The sequence below is a fragment of the Rhizobium sp. R711 genome (assembly GCF_002211365.1).
GTDB lineage: Bacteria > Pseudomonadota > Alphaproteobacteria > Rhizobiales > Rhizobiaceae > Rhizobium.
Genome location: NZ_LOKZ01000001.1, coordinates 989,554 through 1,008,057 on the forward strand (window position 1 = coordinate 989,554; position 18,504 = coordinate 1,008,057).

Genomic DNA, 18,504 nt, shown 5'->3' on the forward strand with positions numbered 1-18,504 from the left:
ATCGTGCGCACCGTCGGCGGTGCGTCATGGCGTGTTGAACGATCATCCAGGCGCACGCGGTCATCGATCCCGGCCGGCGCATATTCCCCGATAGGCATGACTCTGATACACCGTTTCCAGAATGGCAGTGCATGCTTGTCCCCGAGGCCGATCATAATGATGCAATTTAAACTAGCATCCCTAAATCTTAAGGGACTATGCAGCTTTTGGCTGTTTCTGGTTGTGCTTTTTTGCCCGTTCTCGTTGTCGGCCCAGCAGGCAACGCCAAACTTGCCATTGCTTTTCGATTCCAGGGAGCGGCTTGCAAAGCCGGATCTTTCGTCGCTCGTGCGGCTGCGCTTCCTGACGACGATCGATTTTCCGCCGTTCAACTTTACGGATCAGAATGGCAAGTTGGCCGGTTTCAACATCGATCTTGCGCGCGAGATCTGTAACGAACTGGAGATTGCAAGCAAATGCCAGATCCAGGCGCTGCCGTTCGCCGACCTGAAAGTTGCGCTGGCGGCATCACAAGGCGACGCCGTGATCGCCGGTATTGCCGTGAGCGAAGAACTGCGGCAGCAGTTCGCCTTTTCGCGACCGTATCTGATGCTGCCCGCTCGCTTTGTTCGAAACTTGAAGGCTCCCATCAAGGGTGAAGATGCGGGCGCTCTCGCGGACCATTCGGTTGGCGTGGTCAAGGCGACGGCGCACGAAGCCATGCTGTCCGCCTATTTCCCGAAAGTGAAGGCCGTACCCTTCGACAGCAAGGATGCCCTTTTGGCGGCATTGAGAGACGGCAAGGTGGATGCCGCCTTCGCCGATTCTCTCCAGCTTTCGTTCTGGGTTTCGTCGCAGGCTTCGACGAAATGCTGCGCGCTGTTTGACGGGCCTTATCTCTCCGAGCAGTTTCTTGGCGAAGGCATGACGATCATGCTGCGCGAGAAGGACGATGTGCTGACGGCCGCGCTGGACCACGCCCTGGCAGCGCTCTCGCGCAGCGGCCGGCTGCAGGAAATCTATCTGCGCTATTTCCCTTACGGCTTGTATTAGCCCTTGCGGAAGCGTGCGATCGCACTGCGCTCGATGGCGGCGCAGGTCAACTTGTCGAGACCGAGGCGGTCACGCAGCAGGCTGAGAAGCCGTAGTTCTTCCGCCTTTACCGAGAGGTCGGCCGAGGCAACTTCGACAGCGAGCGCATAGGCCGTGTCGTAAAGGCGCGAAGGAAGGGTGTCCTTGACGATTTCAAGCACGATGTCGAGTCCCTCGGAGCCGGCCAGCAGTGCCGCGCAATCGCGCGCAACCGAAATCAGCTTCTCGTCGTCGAAATCACGGAAAACTGGCAGGAAACCGATCAGTTGGCCGATACGTTCCATCTCGCGATCGTTCATCGTGCTGTCGACGGCGGATGCCATAACCATCACGTAGATCAGTGCGTCATGGGCGGAAAGCGGCTTGCTCATATCTCGATGATCCCTCTGAAATGAGCCAAGAGTCTAGGAACTGACCGGCGACATTACAAGCCGTTGGGCGGCAGATCGGCAGGCAGATTCTCAAGGTTGCCGGTTTCTGCGACGCTGCGAGGGGCGTCACCATAGATGCCCTTGCCTGCCTGTCTTGCTGTCTCGCTGGCCTCGGTAAGCGCTGATCCTTTTTCTGCCTCTGCCCAGCCGTTTTCGACCAGCCACCGCGAAATGTCCTGCGTGCCGATCCGGCAGGCGGTCGTCACGGTGCCGGTCCAATCGGCGCCGTCGAGATCGCAGCGGACGGTTCTCAAGCGCAGAAACAGTCGCACATTGGTTTTTGCCAGCATTCCGCATGGCCATTCCCGGCCCTTGCTGTCGGTGCAAGTCTTGTCCGCCGCCGTGGGGGTGATGCCGGCAAGCCGTAGGCGGCGGTTGCCAAAGGCAAGGACGCCGGCGCTTTCGGCGATCGGACGAACGAGGTCCACGCCTCTGTTTTCGGCAGGCTTCGCCGGTCGCTGCGGCTTCACCGCCGCGATGCGTTCAAGTGGCTTGCCGTTGATAACAGCAGGATAGAACTGGCTGGCATCGTCGACGCGCCGGGCATGCATGCTGGCCTCGGGATTTGTCGTCGGTTGAGCAACTGGCGCGGGCGGCGGCGCGTGGATTTCCGTCGGAGCTGTCGTTTCCACCGGATCAATGGCCGAGCCAAGCATTTGTCCGCCCGCCGCGATCAGACCGGCGACCGTTCCGATTCCTGCAATAGCCGTCAGAATGGCCGCAGGACGCATGGAATATCTTCCTACTGACTGGCCCAGATGATACGGGCGATCCAATCGACGTCGGAAAGCTCGATCGTCCGGTTCGGATGTTCTGGATTGAGCGACATCAATTCGATCGATCGCGGGCTCTGGCGCCACAGCACCTTGGCCATGACCTCGCCTTCGCGGGTCTTGACGACGACGCGATCGTTGCGGCGAACCTGCGCGCCAGGCTCGACGATCAGCACGTCGCCGTCGCGGTAGAGCGGCATCATGCTCTCGCCCTGCACCTCGAGCGCGTAGACGCCCGCTTTCTGCGATGGCGCCGCAGGAAATTCCACGACATCCCAGCCTTGCCCGGCCGGAAAACCGCCATCATCAAAGAAACCGCCAGCTCCAGCCTGCGCAAAGCCGAGCAGTGGGATCGAGCTGCCCTGCGGCGGGAAGGCGCCGTCCGGAAGGCTGGAAAAACCGCCGGCCGGGCGCATGAAGGTCAGGAACTGCTCCATGCTGGCGCCCGTTGCATCCAGCACCTTGGCGATCGATTCCGTCGACGGCCAGCGCAACCGCCCATCGGCAGAAAGCCGCTTGGACTTGTTGAAGGAGGTTGGATCGAGCCCCGCCCGCCGGGCAAGACCGGATGGCGTCAGGTCATGCCGTTCGGCAAGCCTGTCGATCGCGCCCCAGATCTGCTCGTGTGACAGCATGTCGCCTGATTCCTGCGCGCCTGCGCCATCCTTTAACGACGAAATATTAACCGCAAGCCCAGTTGGAGTAAAGAGAAGAAAGGAATAAAATCCTGTCTCGCCTCAGGCGACCATGGCCATGTTGATTTTGCCGAGCTGGATCACCGCCTGCGTGCGGCTGTCGACATTGAGCTTGAGGAGGATCGCCGAAACATGCGCCTTGATCGTCGCCTCGGAAACGCCGAGCTCGTAGGCGATCTGCTTGTTGAGAAGGCCTTCCGCCAGCATTGTCAGCACACGGCTCTGCTGCGGCGTCAGCGTATGCAGCCGGTGGATCAGGTCGGCGACATCAGGGTCCTGCTCCTGCCCGCCGCGGTAGCTTTCGGGTGTGGCGATATCGCCGGCAAGGACCGTCTGGATGCCGCGGCGAATATCGTCGATCCCCGAGGATTTGGAGATGAAGCCCGATGCGCCGAGTTCCAGCGCGCGGCGGATCGTGGTGGTATCGTCAGTCGCGGAAATGATGACGATCGGCAGTCCGGCAAATTCGGAGCGCAGCGCCATCAAACCGGAAAAGCCGCTGACACCTGGCATCGAAAGATCAAGCAGCATCAGGTCTGCTTCAGGGTGCTTCCCGGCGGCCATCCGTGCCGCAGCAAAATCGCCGGCCTCGACGATAACAGGCTGGCCTTCCATGCCGATCACTGCCTGGCGTAGCGCATCCCGGAAAAGCGGATGGTCGTCGGCAATGATGATTGTCTGTTCCTGCATCGATAACTCCCTCCCAAGAGCTCGATCGCCGCGTCATGCCTCGCGCTCCCACGCGATACATCCCGCCATTCTGATATGACTATATCAAATCATGTCTTTTGCGGAAGGGCGTTGCGCTCCTCTTCGCTTTGGAATTCCTTGACTATCCCCATGAAGCTGCGCATCCAGCGCTCCATGATGCCGATCGAGCGGTTGATCTCCTCGTCGGAGGGCAGCGCCTTGTTGACGATGCTTTTGTTCTCCAGCGCCGTGACACGGGCCGAAAGCCGGTCGAGTTCCTGCTCATAGGCGGCGCGCTCATCGGCGGCCATCCGGCAGACCAGGGCGCCGTCCTTCTCCTCGCAAAGCGACATGGCGCCGGTCTGCTTGTCGAGGCGCACGAAGTGGTCACCGCTGCGCTCCAGCTGGAAGCGCGATGCGTCGGTTTCGGCCGCATGAACGCCGAGCGGCAGGAGAAGCGCGAAAAGGCCGATTGCGATATTGTTCATGGTTTCCTCCGGAAATCTCGGTGGCCACCGCATTTTTCACGGCGAGGCGTGGACATCGCCGCCGCTTTGCGGCAAAGCCCGGGAAAGACCAGCCATTCTGAGGCCATCATGACCCTGACACCCACGCTTTACAAGATCGTGACGGAAACGCTTTGGCAGGAGGCAAGGGCGGTCGGCGTTTTTCACGGCGCTCCGATAGACCTTACGGACGGCTACATCCACTTCTCGACCGCCACACAGGTCAGGCAGACGGCAGCACTCTACTTCGCCGGCCAGACCGGGCTCCTGCTCGTTGCCGTCGACAGCAGCAAGTTCGGCGACGAGCTCGTTTTCGAACCCTCGCGCGGCGGTGCTCTCTTTCCGCATCTCTATGCCGAACTGCCGCTTTCGGCCGTGTTGTGGGAGGCGCCGCTGCCGCTCGATGTCGCCGGCCAGCATATCTTTCCGGACCTTCAGCCATGATCGATCTTTTCAAGCACGCCGCCCGCAAGGGCCTGTTCCTCTTCGACCCCGAAACGGCGCACGGCATGTCGATTGCCGCACTGAAGGCGGGTGCTGTGCCGGCCTGCCGGATCGCGCCCGATCCGCGCCTGAGACAGAGCGTTGCCGGGCTCGATTTCATCAACCCGATCGGCATGGCGGCCGGTTATGACAAGAACGCAGAGGTGCCGGAGGCGTTGCTGAAGATCGGCTTCGGCTTCACCGAGATCGGCACCGTGACGCCGAAGCCGCAGCCCGGCAATCCGCGCCCGCGCATCTTCCGGCTGGTCGAGGACGAAGGCGTCATCAATCGCCTCGGCTTCAACAACGAGGGCCACGATGCCGCCTTGGCGCGTCTGTCGGCCATTCGCGGCAACGGCATCATCGGCGTCAACATCGGCGCCAACAAGGACAGCGAAGACCGCATCGGCGACTACGTCCTTGGCATTCGCCGGTTCTATTCCGTCGCCCGCTATTTTACCGCCAACATCTCATCACCGAACACGCCGGGCCTGCGCGATCTGCAGGCGCGGGAAAGCCTCGCCGCGCTCTTGTCGGCAGTGCTTGCCGCCCGCGACGCCGAAGCCGAGAAGGCAGGCAGAAAGATCCCGGTCTTCCTGAAGATCGCGCCAGATCTTACCGAAGAGGGGCTGGACGATATCGCCGCCGAAGCGCTGGCGCATGCCTTGGATGGCCTGATTGTCTCGAACACCACGCTTTCCCGTGAGGGCCTCAGGGACCGGCGCCAGGCCAAGGAGGCGGGCGGACTTTCCGGCAAGCCGCTGTTCGACAAGTCGACCGCGGTACTAGCGAAGATGCGCAAGCGCGTCGGCTCAGGCCTCCCGATCATCGGCGTCGGCGGCGTCTCGTCCGCGGAAACGGCGCTCGAGAAGATCAAGGCCGGTGCCGATCTCGTGCAGCTCTATTCCTGCATGGTTTATGAGGGGCCGGGCCTGCCGGGCACGATCGTTCGCGGTCTCTCGAAGCTGCTCGATCGCGAGCAGGTCAGATCCATCCGTGATCTCAGGGACACGAGGACGGATTACTGGGCGGCGCGGAACGTCTGATCCGCCCGCGGCCGCACGAGCATCGCCAGGAAGACACCGCGAAACAGCAGGAAGCCGTTCATCGCCAGCCATAGGCCATGATTGCCGAATAGCGGCACGAAGACGGCCAGCGCTATCAGATAGCCGGCAAACGACATGAGCATCCGGTTGCGCATGTCGATTGACCAGGTGGCGCCGATGAATACGCCGTCCATCAGGAAGGCCAAGGCGCCGGTTAGCCCGGTGACAGCCGCCCAGGGCAGGTAGGTTTCGGCCGCCTGCTGCACCTCCGGTGACGTCGTCAGCACGGAAATCAGCCATGGACCAGCCAACAGGAAGAATACCGAAATAATACCGGCGAGCCCGAAAGACCAGAGCGCCGTCAGCTTCAGACCGCGGTCGAACGCCGGCCGGTAGCGCGCGCCGATCGCCCGACCGGTGATTTGCTCGGCCGCGTTGGCAAGTGTATCCACGAGGCCAAGGAGGGGCGTCGTCATGAAGCCGAGCGTCATCGGGATCGCGATCGACAACACCAGCCGGTGCGTCACGTCGAATGCCAGCCTGTTCTGGTGACCGTGAGTATCCATGTCTGCCTCTGAGAGGCGAGGCGGAATCGCCTCAGCCGGAAAGCACCATGGCCCAGTAGGGGACGTTTTTGGAAGCGGAATTGCGCGCCATAGCAACGCCTAGGCCATTGTAACGACCGAGCATGTTCTCCAGGTGGTGCGGAGAGTTGATCCAGGCGGTCACGACGGAGGGAACCGACTGCTGGCCGGCTGCGATGTTTTCCGCGGCTGGCATCTGCACGCCGCTTGCCTTGACGCGCGGGCCGAAGCCGTCGCCGATGCCCATCACGTGCTTCATCTTGCCGGCCGATGCCATGCGCTTGGCCTGGAACATCGCCGCGTCCTTGGCCGCGGGATCCGCCGAAAGCGGCGGCAGTCCATTCTTGGCGCGCAACTGGTTGACCAGTGGCAATGCGTCGGCCGTTTCGTCTTCGCCGTCCGAAGGCGTGGAAGAGAACTTGGGCGCCGTGGTGCAGCTTGCAACGCCAGCAACCAGTACGAGGCCGGATATGTGCAGCAGGCCGCGCCGCGAGAGGATGAGAGAGGTCATATTATCGCCGATAGCTGAAGAGACGGATGATAAGGAAGACCGGGATCACGACGGTCGCGCCAAGCAGCAGATAATCACCGACGCGTCCCAAAGCGGCAAAGCCGCGATGCCAGACTTCCAGAACGAAATTGCGGAAGCCGTAGATGAAATCCAGCGGCGCCCAGCCGAACACGGCCATGATGAAGCCGACGATCAGCGATACGACCAAAAGCTTGACCAATGTGCGGCCGAGGGAATCGCCGAGAAACTTGTTCATCTGATCGGACATGCGCCATCTCCTGTTTATCCCTGAAATACGGGCGCGAATCGTCGCTCGCAAGCCTTTTTCAGGTCTGGCGTTCCCGCCTCTGAAATAGGACTTGAGTTTTTTTGTGGCCGCAGCCAAATGCGGGTCGATCCAACAGGTCTTCACCATGCAGCCCAACCAGTTCACTTCAGGCGATGTCATCGCCGACCGCCGTGCCGACTATGCCAAGATGCTCGACGAAAGCGGCGAGCCGGATGCGGCCGCCGAACTCATGGAACAGGCGCTGGAGCTGGTGCCGCGCTGGGCGGCCGGCTGGTATCGGCTGGGGGGCTACCGCGAGAAGGCAGGCAACAAGGTGGGCGCGATCGAGGCCTACAGGCAGACCTTAGAAGCAAGCCCGGTCGATATTTTCGGCGCCGAGCTTAAGCTAGCTCTGCTCGGCGATGTCGAGACGCCGAACCAGCCACCAAGCTGCTACGTCGAACGCCTCTTCGACGACTATGCCGATCGCTTCGAGACGTCGCTGATTGAGAAACTGGATTACAGCGTACCAGCCAAGCTTGCGGCACTCGTTGCGACGACCGGCAGGAGCTATGCGCTGGCCGTGGACCTTGGTTGCGGCACCGGCCTGCTGGGGCCGGAAATCCGTGAACGCGTTGCGCGCCTCGAGGGGTTTGACCTATCTCAGAACATGCTTGCCAAGGCCGCCGAGAAGCACGTCTACGATCATCTGGCACAAGCCGACCTGTCGCTGCCTCCTGAGGCGACGGGCCTCTTTGCCGAGGGCACGATGCATCGTGCCGCCCTCGTCACCGCCGCTGACGTTTTGATGTATCTCGGCAATCTCGAGAGTGTGTTCGAGGCTGTTTCAGCACTTGCTTTGCCGGGTGCCGATTTCGCTTTTTCCGTCGAGGACGCGGGCGAGGGGGATGGTTTCCACCTCGCGCAGTCATTGCGCTACACCCATTCCGAAAGCTACGTCCGCGCGCTCTGCGCCCACCTTGGCTTTGGGGTCGTCGCCGTCAGCAAGACGGCCATTCGCAAAGATGGCGCAAACATCATTTCAGGCATTCTGTTCCTTACGCGCAAGGCGGCATAGCGGAACGATTCTTGCGAAGTGATAATAGGTCAGCATTACTTACGTATTTCGCTTGATTGCACTGCAAAAACCACTGATAATGCTGGCTAATTCACTAGGAATGTCCTCAGGAGTTTGAGGCGTCCGACATCATTCATCAAGCACGTTTCGTCACGCTCGGGTCTTGCTCGGGCGCATTTGAACATGTCTGCCGTTTGGGGATCAAAAACAATGGCACAACTTTTCAACGCCCTCGGCTTCTGGAATACCAGCGCCAGCCGCCATACCCCGATCGAAGACGTTCAGGGGATTTTCTCTGGCAGCCTCGTTGCGGCGCTCGGGCTTTATGTTCTGGCCAGCGCCGGTCTGCTGACCGGCAGCACCGCCGGTATAGCGTTCCTGCTGCATTACGCCTTCGGAGTAAACTTCGGCCTCGCCTTCTTCCTGCTCAACCTGCCGTTCTTTTATCTCTCATGGACGCGGCTTGGCGTGGCCTTCACGATCAAGACCTTCATCGCCATCGGCCTGACATCTCTGATGACCAGCCTGCAGCCGAAGGTCATGGACATTTCCGCCATCCATCCGGCCTGGGCGGCGCTTCTCGGCGGGCTGTTGCTGGGCTTCGGCCTTCTGGCGCTCTATCGCCACCGTGCCAGCCTCGGCGGAGTCGGCATTCTCGGCATCTACATGCAGGAGCGCTTCGGCATCCGTGCCGGCCTCGTGCAGATGGCGATTGACCTCTGCGTGCTGGCCGCCGCCTTCTTCGTCGCCACACCGCCGGTGGTCTTCTATTCCGTGCTCGGCGCGGTGGTGCTCAACCTCTTCGTGGCTATCAACCACCGCGCCGATCGCTATATCGCGCTGTAAATACACTCCCTCTCCCCGTACCACGGGGAGAGGGGCTGCGATTGTCACGCAGCCTGCGCAGGCTTGTCGATCGGGTGCTGCGAGCGGAAGCCGACGGCGAGCCGGTTCCAGATATTGATCGTGCCGATGGCGACCGTGATTTTGGTGATCTCTTCTTCGGTGAAGTGGGCCTTCAGGGCTTCGAAATCGGCGTCCGGCGCGCCGGTTTCGGCGATGCGGGTGACGGCATCGACCCAGCCGAGCAGGGCGCGTTCCCTGGCGTCGTAGACCGGGGATTCCCGCCAGACGCACATCAGGTTGATCCACTGTTCGCTAAGCCCGTCGTGCCGGGCTTCCTTGACATGCATGTCGACGCAATAGGCGCAGCCATTGATCTGCGAGGCGCGCAGCTTGATCAGGTGGATGAAGCGGCGCTCGAGGCCAGATCCCTGAACATACTGCTCCAGTGCGGCGACAGCCTTGTACGCGTCCGGCGATGCCTTAGCGAAGTTGAAACGTGCTTGCATGATTCATTCTCCTTTGGTTTCGGGCTCAGCGAGCCGTTCTGCGTTCATTCATTTCAAGGAAGGCGCAGCCGCGGGCGGCGATCCCGCCGTCATCATCAGCAGCAAGCTGCGCCAGGATGTCGGCGATGCTGGTCTTGGCAAGTTCGGCGCGGTAGGCGCGCTCGGCCTTCAACATTGCCGCGCTGATCTGGCATGGTTTCGTGAAATAGCGTCCCGGCAGCTGGTTCGGTCCGCGCTGGCGGATCTCACTGCAACGGAACGCCGGCTCCGGCCCTTCGACCGCAATGACGATGTCGAGGAGGCTGATCTCTTCCGTCAGCTTCGCCAGCCGATACCCGCCCCTCGGTCCCGGAACCGTGTTCACGATGCCGGCGCCGGAGAGTGCCTGCAGATGCTTCAGAAGATAGCTGGTCGAGACGCCGTGGAATTCGGCCAGTGCGGCGGCTGAAAGCACGCCACCGTCTGACAGGCCGGCCAGCATCGCAACGCTGTGTATCGCCTGCTCGACACCATCACCCAGTTTCATCGGACATCTCCTCAATTCATGGATAAAAAATATCCATGATTTTTGGGTGTGTCAAGCGGCTATATGTGAAGGATCAAATGGAGGCCTGTTTTGTGGGTGCGGGGTTGTGAAGCGGCAAGGATTCGCTAAAGTTGTCTCTGTTGGGCAAAAACAATTCCAATAAGGGAACAGCAATGAGAAAGACCATTTTCCTGGCGGCCGCTGCCTTGCTTGCGGCGACGCACCTCGCCTCCGCCGAGGACACGATCCGCATCGCAACCGAGGGTGCCTATCCTCCCTTCAACTACGTCGAATCCGACGGCAGCCTGAAGGGCCTCGACGTCGACATGGCCAATGCGCTCTGTGAGGAGATGAAGGCCAAGTGCACGATCGTCGCGCAAGATTGGGACGGCATCATCCCGGGGCTTCTGGCCAAGAAGTATGATGCCATCATCGCGTCGATGAGCATTACCGACGAGCGCAAGAAGCAGATCGACTTCACGAACAAGTACTACACGACGCCGCTTGCGATCGCCGTGCCGAAGGATAGTCCGCTCAAGGGCGTCACGGTCGACGACATGAAGGGCAAGGTCGTCGGCGCGCAGGCTTCGACCACGCAGGCCGACTATGCCAACGACGTCTACGCCAAGGGTGGCGCTGAAGCGAAGATGTATCCGACGCAGGACGAAGCCGTGGCCGACCTCCAGAACGGCCGTATGGACGCGCTGATCTCCGACAAGTTCGTGGTGGTCGACTGGCTGAACAAGGCAGGCAAGGATTGCTGCAAGCTGCTCGGCGATGTCCCTGGCACGGAAACGCAGGCTGGCATCGGCATCCGCCAGGGCGAAACCGAGCTGAAGGAGCGCTTCAACAAGGCGATCGACGCGCTCGTCGCCAATGGGAAGTATCAGCAGATCACCAAGAAGTACTTCCCCTTCGACATCTATTGATCGCTCGTCGATCCAATCGCGCGGAGGCCGAAAGCCTCCGCGCCCTTTGACCAAGTCCATCCGATGAAAACAGATATTCTCGTTCTTGGTGCCGGCATTGTCGGCGTCGGCGCGGCCATTCATTTGCAGGATCGCGGCCGCTCCGTCGTGCTTGCCGATCGCGGCGAGCCGGGTGGTGGCACCAGCTACGGTAATGCCGGGCTGATCGAGCGTTCCTCCGTCGTCCCCTACGCCTTCCCGCGGCAGCTCGGCGCCATTGCCAAGTATGCGCTGAACGGCTCGTCGGATGTCCGTTACGATCCGACCTACCTTCCGCGCATCGCCGCATGGCTGGCGCGCTACTGGTGGCATTCCTCGCCGACCAATCTGGAGAAGGCGACGCGGGCGTTGCTGCCGTTGATCGAAGCCAGCGTCACCGAGCACGACAAGCTGATTGGCCGGGCCGGCGCATCGGACCTCATCCGTGCACGCGGCTGGGTGTCGTTCTACAGGAACCCGCGGCGTTTCGAGGCCGCGCGTGCGGAGGCCGAAAGCCTCTCCGCTCATGGTCTGGCTATCCGCATTCTCGACGCCCGCGAGTTTCTGGCGCTGGAACCCGCTTTCTCCGCGAGCGGCCGCATCGCCGGCGGCGTCCACTGGCTCGACCCGAAGACCGTGACCGACCCACAGGCGCTGACGGCGGCCTATGCAAACCTCTTCACGACTGCTGGCGGCAAGATTGTTCGCGCCGACGCATCCGCTCTGCGCGAGGAGAAGAGTGGCTGGTCGATTGCCACCGCCGATGGCGAGATCATCGAAGCAGGCGAGGTTGTCGTCGCCCTCGGACCGCAATCCGGTCTGATCTTCCGCAAGCTCGGCTATTCCTTGCCGCTGGCGGTCAAGCGCGGCTACCACCGGCATTATGCGCAGCGGGAGGGCCAGCCGCTCGATCATTCCGTGGTCGACGAGGAAGCCGGCTACGTGCTGGCGCCGATGGCGCGCGGCATCCGGCTGACGACGGGCATCGAATTCGCCGCGCCCGATGCGCCGCCGAATACCATCCAACTCCGCCGCGATGAGAAACATGCCCGCGCGCTGTTTCCGCTCGGCGAGCCGGTAGAGGCGACGCCCTGGCTGGGTCTGCGTCCCTGTCTGCCTGACATGCGCCCGGTGATCGGCCCGGCGCCGCGCCATCGCGGCCTTTGGTTCAATTTCGGCCACGCCCATCACGGCCTGACGCTTGGCCCGGCATGTGGCCGGCTGCTGGCCGAGCAGATGGCAGGCAACGACACTTTCGCCGATCCCAAGCCCTTCCATCCGCATCGCTTTCTCTAGTTCGCGGGCCCGCCATTCTATTTCGGTTCCCGGTGCACTACCTTTAGCGCCGTGGACCAGATCGATTCCGAAGCCCGCGTTGTCCTGCCTCCGCCTTTCACCCGCTGGTTCGCGGACAAGGGATGGCGCCCGCGCGCCCATCAGCTGGAATTGTTGGCCCGCGCCGAGGCGGGCGAAAGCACACTGCTGATCGCGCCGACCGGCGCCGGCAAGACGCTCGCCGGCTTCCTGCCGTCGCTGACCGATCTGACCCGCCGCGGCAGGATTCCGCCGGGCTCCGCCTTCACAGGCATTCATACGCTCTACATCTCGCCACTGAAGGCGCTTGCCGTCGATATCGAGCGGAACCTGATGAAACCGGTGGAAGAAATGGGTTTGCCGGTGACGGTCGAGAACCGCACCGGTGACACACCTGTTGCCAAACGCCAGCGCCAGAAGCTGAATCCGCCCGATATTCTGCTGACCACCCCGGAGCAGGTGGCCCTGCTGCTCGCAAATCGCGAGGCGGAGCGCTTCTTCAAGGATCTCAAATACATCGTCTTCGACGAATTGCATTCGCTCGTTACCTCGAAGCGCGGCCACATGCTCTCGCTCGGCCTTGCCCGCCTGCGCCGGCTGGCGCCCGCCTTGCAGACGATCGGCCTTTCGGCCACCGTCTCCGACCCGATGGACCTGCAGAAATGGCTGGTCGCGCAGCGGGAAGGCGAGGATCACCACGCCGGATTGGTCATCGTCGAAGGCGGCGCCAAGCCTGACATTTCGATCCTGTCGACCGAGGAACACATCCCCTGGTCGGGCCATTCGGCGAAATACGCGATCCCCGACGTCTACAAGCAACTTCTCGACCACCGCACGACGCTGCTCTTCGTCAACACCCGGTCGCAGGCCGAGATGCTGTTTCAGGAACTCTGGACTGTCAACGAGGAGAACCTGCCGATCGCGCTGCATCACGGCTCGCTCGATGTCGGGCAGCGACGCAAGGTGGAGGTCGCGATGGCGGCAAACCGTCTGCGCGCTGTCGTTGCTACCTCTACGCTCGACCTCGGCATCGATTGGGGCGATGTCGATCTCGTCGTCCATGTCGGCGCGCCGAAGGGCGCCTCGCGGCTTGCCCAGCGCATCGGCCGCGCCAACCACCGCATGGACGAGCCCTCGAAGGCGATCCTCGTGCCCGCCAATCGCTTCGAGGTGATGGAATGTCAGGCAGCACTCGACGCGAACTATATCGGCGCGCAGGATACGCCGCCGGTCGGGAAGGGCGCGCTCGATGCGCTGGCGCAGCATGTGCTCGGCATGGCCTGCGCCGAACCCTTCGACATGCTGGAACTCTACGACGAGATATCAAGCGCCTCGCCATACGCCGATCTCTCCTGGGAGACCTACGAGCGCGTCGTCGATTTCGTCGCAACGGGCGGCTACGCGTTGCGTACCTATGAGCGCTACGCCCGGATCCGCAAGACCAAGGAGGGACGTTGGCGTGTTTCCAATCCGCAGGTCGCGCAGCAATACCGGCTGAATCTCGGCACCATCGTCGAGAGTCCGATGCTCAATCTGCGCATGGTCAAACGCGGCGAAGGCGGCCGGATCGGTCGCGGTGGCGCGACGCTGGGCAAGGTCGAGGAATATTTCCTCGAGCAGCTCTCACCCGGTGACACCTTCATCTTCGCCGGCAAGGTGCTCCGCTTCGAGGGCATCCGCGAGAACGAGGCGCTCGCCTCGCAGGCCTTCTCGATGGATCCGAAGATCCCATCCTATGCCGGCGGCAAGTTTCCTCTTTCCACCTATCTGGCGGACCAGGTGCGCTCGATGATCGCCGATCCCGATCGCTGGCGCCGCCTGCCGGAGCAGGTGCGCGACTGGCTGGCGATCCAGCAGGAAAAGTCGATGCTGCCGAAGCGCGACGAACTGCTGATCGAAACCTTCCCACGCGGCAGCCGCTGCTACATGGTCATTTATCCCTTCGAGGGGCGGCTGGCGCACCAGACGCTCGGCATGCTGTTGACGCGGCGGCTCGAGCGGGCCGGCGCCAAGCCCCTCGGCTTCGTCGCGACGGACTATTCGCTCGGTATCTGGGGCTTCGAAGACATGGGGCTGATGATCCGCAACGGCCGGCTCAGCCTCGCTGATCTCTTCGACGAGGACATGCTGGGCGACGATCTCGAAAGCTGGCTCGCGGAATCCTTCCTTTTGAAGCGCACCTTCCGCAACTGCGCCGTGATTGCAGGCTTGATCGAGCGCCGTCACCCGGGCAAGGAAAAAACCGGGCGACAGGTCACGGTCTCGGCCGATCTGATCTATGATGTGCTCAGAACCCACGAGCCGGATCACATCCTCCTGCAAGCGACGCGGCAGGATGCGGCAACCGGGCTTTTGGATATCTCCCGGCTTGGCGATATGCTCAGGCGAATCAAGGGCCACATCACGCATCGTGCGCTCGACCACATCTCGCCGCTGGCGGTGCCGGTCATGCTGGAGATCGGCAAGGAGCCGGTGCATGGCGAGGCCCACGATGCGGTGCTGGCGGAAGCCGCAGATGACTTGATTGCGGAAGCGATGGCGTGAAGACGATTTAACGGCGAAAGCCGGCGTGACACTGGGTTTGCGTTTGGATCCTCGGGCAATCGAACAAAAGGAACCGACGGCAACACGCCGCCCGCACACTGGAAAGATACGAGACGTGATGAACCGCTTGGCGCTCGCGCGTGAACTGAACGGACTGGCCGCGCTACCGGGCGTCGAGACCTCCGTGCATGGCGTCGCCGCTGTTTGCGATCCGCTCGGCGCGCTCTACATGCCCGATGCCGGCATTCTCGTCGTTTCCGATTTGCATCTCGAGAAGGGCGCGGCGTTCGCCCGCCGCGGCATGATGTTGCCGCCCTACGACACGCTGGCAACACTGACCGTGCTTTCGGCCGTCATCACCCGCTACGACCCGAAGCTGGTGGTGTCGCTCGGCGATAGTTTCCACGACCGCGTCGGCTCGGCGCATCTGCCCGAGGCATTCCGCAGCCTGATTGCCGAAATGGCGCGCGGTCGCGAATGGATCTGGATCAACGGCAACCACGATCCGGATGGCACAGTCGACCTGCCGGGCACATCTGCCGATGAAATGCATTATGGCGGCCTGACCTTCCGCCACGAGCCGAAAGGCGGCCTGCAGAAAGGCGAGATCGCGGGACACCTGCATCCAGCCGCAACCGTGCGGCGCCGCGAAAAATCGGTCCGCCGCCCGTGCTTTGCCACCGACGGCGCCCGCTTGCTGATGCCTGCATTCGGCGTCATGACCGGCGGCCTCGACCTTCGCCACAAGGCGATGAGAGGTCTGTTCGATCACACCGCGCTGATTGCCCATCTCCTCGGGCGTGATCGGATCTACTCCGTCAGATTTTGCAACCTCGTGGGCTAAACACCCATAGGCTGCCGGCCGTCTTCACCTCAGTCACCGAAATAGTAGAGAGGCTGGCGCGTCAGCTCGCCGCGGCCGAGATGGCCGTACACATCGTTTCCCAGGATCCAGAACGAAATCGCCTGGGTCTTCAGGCTGAAGATATAGTCGCCGGAGATCCAGTGCTCCGCCTTGCTGCCAGAAAGCGCATAGAGATAGTCGCCAACCTCATACATGACGGCTTGGTGCGAGCTGTAGTCGTATAAGTAGCGCTCGGCCATCTATTCTCCTGATTCTATGTCAGAAGGAATCCCACGATAAGTCTTATAGTGTCAAACAATACTGTCGCTATGTGCCGATCAACCCAATTTTTTCTCGTACTGGGCTGTTACATACGACTTTTACTAGGTTTCAGTTCGCTCCGAAGAGTTTAGTTGCATTCCTGCAGCTGCCGCTGATAGGTCACTGCCATGTTGTTGAACCGCTGCGCCGTCTTCTGCAATTGCGCATTCGAGCGCCAGTCGCCGCGCATATAGCCTTTCGGGCCGGAATAGTAGGCGAGGTAGAGGTTGTAGGCATCGTTCAGCGGGATGCCCGTCAACTGGCTGTTTTGTGAATGGTACCAGCCGATGAAGTCGATCGCATCGGCGAAGTTGGTGCGGCGCGCCGCCCAGCTGCCGGTGGCGGATTGATAGTGATCCCAGGTGCCGTCGAGCGCCTGCGAATAGCCGTAGGCGGTGGATGGGCGCGTCCAGGGAATAAAGCCGAACAGCTTGGTGCGCGGCGGTCGCGCATAAGGCTGGAAGCCGGACTCGGTGTACATAGTCGCCATCAGGATCGGAACCGGAACCCCATATTTGCGCTCGGTCTTTTCCGCCGCGTGCTGCCAGCTCGTGAAAAGCCCGTCGCGCTGGTCGAAAACGGCGCAGATGTTTCGGGTCTGTTTGGGAGCCGTCGCGCAGCCGGCAACAAGTGCCAGAAGCACGAGAACGGGGAGGGCACGGATACGCATTACAAGGAACCTCTCGTTTCCGAGAGATTACTAACTCGTAAATATTAACGAGCGGTTTTTAGTCGATGCGAGTTGCCGCAGCAAATGGCGACAGGGGCCAGTCCATTTATGAGAGCAGCTTTTCCATCCGGAAATTGGCCAGCGTCTGTCCGCGCTTCTCGACGCTTTGTCGTGCCAACACGACGAAACCTCGCCGTTCGAAGAAGGGCCTGGCCGTCAGGCTTGCTTCGGTAGAGATGCGTTTGAGGCCGAGTTTCTGAGCTTCTGCCTCTATCCTTTGCAGCAGCGTACTCGCCGCACCGATCCCTTGATGGTCGGGGTGAACGAACATCATGTCCAGATGCCCGTCGGGCTCCAGGTCGGCAAAGCCAATCGGCAAATCCTGCACTTCGGCAATCCAGGTTGGCCGGCTTGCCCGGCGCTCCGTCCAGACCTGTCGGTCGTCTACCCTAGCCCAGGCTTCGATCTGCGCCGGCGTGTAGTCCCGGGATGCAACCTCGCGGATCGCGCGGAGGAAAATCTCCGCCGCATTATCGCAGTCTGCCGGCACATAGCGTCGCAAGGTTAGCATGGTCGCATGCATCCGTTTCGCTGGCTGGATGATCTACACTCTTTGGGAAATGCTGTAACGCGATTCAGGTTGCCAAATTGCTTGGTACGGAGGACACAGCGCAGTCCCTGTGTCCCTTGCGTGTGGCCCGAAGGCATCTATTGTCGACTAATGCCTGAGCGGTTGGGAGTATGTGATGTCGGCAGTGCCTTTCTCGAAAATTTCGACGCCGCTCAATGCGCTGCTCGCTGCAATCGGTCTCTTGGTCGTTGCCGCGTTGACGACGCAGGGCCTTGCTGAACAGGAGAGGCTCGCCTTTGAGCTGCTACTTGCGGCAATTTGGCTGGCCTATGTCCTTCAATTGAGCGGCACATTGCTTTCACGGCGACACCGCCTGTCGGACGGGATGCTGGCCCTTTTGATTGATTTGCTCGCGGTTCTGGTTCCAGCTGCTGCATTCTTGTTCGTCGGGTCCCGTGATCGAAACCTCTTTTGCGCCATTTGGCTTCTCAAGCCATTGCGGGATTCGACCTTCTTCAGGCTGCTGGCAAAGGTGGTCGCGAACGAATCGCGCAATCTGCTTGGTGTGACGTCGGTGTTCGGTATCGTTCTCTTTGGCGCCGCGCTGGCCGGTTACGTCATCGAGCGAGATGTCCAGCCGGATAAGTTCGGCAGCATCCCGCAGGCGATGTGGTGGGCGGTCGTGACGCTGTCGACGACCGGCTATGGCGACGAGATCCCGCAGAGCCTCGCAGGTCGAGTTCTTGCCGGATTGGTGATGATGAGCGGGATCGGCATTTTTGCGCTTTGGGCCGGCATCCTCGCCACCGGCTTCTACGAAGAGGTTCGCCGCCAGGACTTCGTTCGCAACTGGCAATTGGTCGCCGCCGTACCCCTGTTCCAGAAGCTTGGCTCCGCGGCACTGATCGAGATCGTTCGGGCGTTGCGACCGCGCATTGTCCCCGCCGGTGCTGTGATCTGTCGCAAGGGCGATGTTGGCGATCAGATGTTTTTCATCGTTGAGGGGCGGGTCAGCGTGGCGACACCCGACCGTCCGGTGGAACTCGGTGCCGGAAGCTTTTTCGGCGAGATGGCGCTCATCAGTGGCGAACCGCGCTCAGCGACGGTCAGCGCAGCAACGGAGGTGTCGCTGCTGTCGCTCTACGCGGTGGACTTCCAGATGCTGTCGAGCAGTAGTCCGGAGATCGCGGAGACCATCCGCAAGACGGCGCTGGAGCGACGGGGCGGGATGCCGAAGGATTGATTCAAGCCTGGGGGATGGCTGCGGCTTGCCGCAGCC

22 protein-coding genes and 1 pseudogene are annotated in these 18,504 nt (G+C 61.5%); 10 read left to right on the plus strand and 13 right to left on the minus strand.

Annotated elements, in window-relative coordinates:
- Positions 1–156: 156 nt before the first annotated feature.
- Positions 157–1,032, plus strand: a complete 876-nt coding sequence (locus tag ATY80_RS04795; protein ID WP_088691274.1) for a transporter substrate-binding domain-containing protein — start codon at positions 157–159, stop codon at positions 1,030–1,032.
- Here the strand turns inward: ATY80_RS04795 and ATY80_RS04800 are convergent.
- The 5 genes from ATY80_RS04800 to ATY80_RS04820 form a co-directional block, all read right to left on the minus strand.
- Positions 1,029–1,442: a tellurite resistance TerB family protein gene (locus ATY80_RS04800; RefSeq protein ID WP_088691275.1), complete on the minus strand. Its 414-nt coding sequence runs from the start codon at positions 1,440–1,442 to the stop codon at positions 1,029–1,031. The genes ATY80_RS04795 and ATY80_RS04800 overlap by 4 nt on opposite strands.
- A 53-nt stretch (positions 1,443–1,495) precedes the next feature.
- Positions 1,496–2,233, minus strand: coding sequence for a thermonuclease family protein (locus ATY80_RS04805; RefSeq protein ID WP_088691276.1), 738 nt, complete (start codon positions 2,231–2,233; stop codon positions 1,496–1,498).
- An 11-nt stretch (positions 2,234–2,244) separates the two neighbouring features.
- Positions 2,245–2,910, minus strand: coding sequence for a helix-turn-helix transcriptional regulator (locus ATY80_RS04810; protein WP_088691277.1), 666 nt, complete (start codon positions 2,908–2,910; stop codon positions 2,245–2,247).
- A 102-nt stretch (positions 2,911–3,012) separates the two neighbouring features.
- Positions 3,013–3,660, minus strand: coding sequence for a response regulator transcription factor (locus tag ATY80_RS04815; RefSeq protein WP_088691278.1), 648 nt, complete (start codon positions 3,658–3,660; stop codon positions 3,013–3,015).
- Between the two features lie 89 nt (positions 3,661–3,749).
- Positions 3,750–4,148, minus strand: a complete 399-nt coding sequence (locus ATY80_RS04820; RefSeq protein WP_088691279.1) for a hypothetical protein — start codon at positions 4,146–4,148, stop codon at positions 3,750–3,752.
- Positions 4,149–4,196: 48 nt separating this feature from the next.
- On the opposite strand from ATY80_RS04820, the gene ATY80_RS04825 reads away from it, so the two are divergent.
- Positions 4,197–4,610, plus strand: a complete 414-nt coding sequence (locus tag ATY80_RS04825; RefSeq protein WP_088691280.1) for a DUF952 domain-containing protein — start codon at positions 4,197–4,199, stop codon at positions 4,608–4,610.
- Entirely contained in the window at positions 4,607–5,695 is a 1,089-nt protein-coding gene (locus ATY80_RS04830) for a quinone-dependent dihydroorotate dehydrogenase (protein WP_088691281.1), read from the plus strand. The genes ATY80_RS04825 and ATY80_RS04830 overlap by 4 nt, the downstream gene beginning before the upstream one ends.
- Here ATY80_RS04830 and ATY80_RS04835 read toward each other — a convergent pair.
- The 3 genes and pseudogenes from ATY80_RS04835 to ATY80_RS04845 form a co-directional block, all read right to left on the minus strand.
- A pseudogene (locus ATY80_RS04835) lies at positions 5,671–6,147 on the minus strand (MATE family efflux transporter); the annotation flags it as partial. The gene ATY80_RS04830 and the pseudogene ATY80_RS04835 sit on opposite strands and share 25 nt — an antisense overlap.
- Positions 6,148–6,292: 145 nt before the next feature.
- Entirely contained in the window at positions 6,293–6,790 is a 498-nt protein-coding gene (locus tag ATY80_RS04840) for a CAP domain-containing protein (RefSeq protein WP_088691282.1), read from the minus strand.
- 1 nt (position 6,791) lies between these two features.
- Positions 6,792–7,058: a DUF6460 domain-containing protein gene (locus ATY80_RS04845; protein ID WP_088691283.1), complete on the minus strand. Its 267-nt coding sequence runs from the start codon at positions 7,056–7,058 to the stop codon at positions 6,792–6,794.
- Between the two features lie 145 nt (positions 7,059–7,203).
- Between ATY80_RS04845 and ATY80_RS04850 the strand changes: the two genes are divergently transcribed.
- Positions 7,204–8,136: a methyltransferase domain-containing protein gene (locus ATY80_RS04850; protein WP_088691499.1), complete on the plus strand. Its 933-nt coding sequence runs from the start codon at positions 7,204–7,206 to the stop codon at positions 8,134–8,136.
- A 210-nt stretch (positions 8,137–8,346) separates the two neighbouring features.
- Positions 8,347–8,982 (plus strand): YitT family protein, encoded by a 636-nt coding sequence (locus ATY80_RS04855; protein WP_088691284.1) that lies wholly within the window; start codon positions 8,347–8,349, stop codon positions 8,980–8,982.
- A 44-nt stretch (positions 8,983–9,026) separates the two neighbouring features.
- Here ATY80_RS04855 and ATY80_RS04860 read toward each other — a convergent pair whose 3' ends face one another.
- Entirely contained in the window at positions 9,027–9,488 is a 462-nt protein-coding gene (locus ATY80_RS04860; RefSeq protein WP_088691285.1) for a carboxymuconolactone decarboxylase family protein, read from the minus strand.
- Positions 9,489–9,513: 25 nt separating this feature from the next.
- On the minus strand, positions 9,514–10,014 hold the full coding sequence (locus ATY80_RS04865) for an Rrf2 family transcriptional regulator (protein ID WP_088691286.1): 501 nt from the start codon (positions 10,012–10,014) through the stop codon (positions 9,514–9,516).
- 173 nt (positions 10,015–10,187) lie between these two features.
- Between ATY80_RS04865 and ATY80_RS04870 the strand changes: the two genes are divergently transcribed.
- From ATY80_RS04870 to pdeM, 4 genes are all read left to right on the plus strand, one after another.
- Positions 10,188–10,943, plus strand: coding sequence for an ABC transporter substrate-binding protein (locus ATY80_RS04870; RefSeq protein WP_088691287.1), 756 nt, complete (start codon positions 10,188–10,190; stop codon positions 10,941–10,943).
- Between the two features lie 63 nt (positions 10,944–11,006).
- Complete coding sequence (locus ATY80_RS04875; protein ID WP_088691288.1) at positions 11,007–12,257, plus strand: FAD-dependent oxidoreductase; 1,251 nt, start codon at positions 11,007–11,009, stop codon at positions 12,255–12,257.
- A gap of 51 nt (positions 12,258–12,308) precedes the next feature.
- Positions 12,309–14,819, plus strand: a complete 2,511-nt coding sequence (locus ATY80_RS04880) for a ligase-associated DNA damage response DEXH box helicase (RefSeq protein ID WP_088691289.1) — start codon at positions 12,309–12,311, stop codon at positions 14,817–14,819.
- 118 nt (positions 14,820–14,937) lie between these two features.
- A complete protein-coding gene (pdeM, locus tag ATY80_RS04885; protein ID WP_088691290.1) occupies positions 14,938–15,663 on the plus strand; it encodes a ligase-associated DNA damage response endonuclease PdeM in 726 nt (241 codons plus the stop codon).
- A gap of 29 nt (positions 15,664–15,692) precedes the next feature.
- Here pdeM and ATY80_RS04890 read toward each other — a convergent pair whose 3' ends face one another.
- The 3 genes from ATY80_RS04890 to ATY80_RS04900 all read right to left on the minus strand — a co-directional run bounded on the left by ATY80_RS04890 (position 15,693) and on the right by ATY80_RS04900 (position 17,237).
- Positions 15,693–15,923 (minus strand): hypothetical protein, encoded by a 231-nt coding sequence (locus ATY80_RS04890; RefSeq protein ID WP_088691291.1) that lies wholly within the window; start codon positions 15,921–15,923, stop codon positions 15,693–15,695.
- Between the two features lie 149 nt (positions 15,924–16,072).
- Positions 16,073–16,654 (minus strand): transglycosylase SLT domain-containing protein, encoded by a 582-nt coding sequence (locus tag ATY80_RS04895; protein ID WP_088691292.1) that lies wholly within the window; start codon positions 16,652–16,654, stop codon positions 16,073–16,075.
- A 106-nt stretch (positions 16,655–16,760) separates the two neighbouring features.
- Entirely contained in the window at positions 16,761–17,237 is a 477-nt protein-coding gene (locus ATY80_RS04900) for a GNAT family N-acetyltransferase (protein WP_088691293.1), read from the minus strand.
- A gap of 163 nt (positions 17,238–17,400) precedes the next feature.
- Between ATY80_RS04900 and ATY80_RS04905 the strand changes: the two genes are divergently transcribed.
- Positions 17,401–18,468: a cyclic nucleotide-gated ion channel gene (locus ATY80_RS04905; protein WP_088691294.1), complete on the plus strand. Its 1,068-nt coding sequence runs from the start codon at positions 17,401–17,403 to the stop codon at positions 18,466–18,468.
- Positions 18,469–18,504 lie beyond the last annotated feature (36 nt).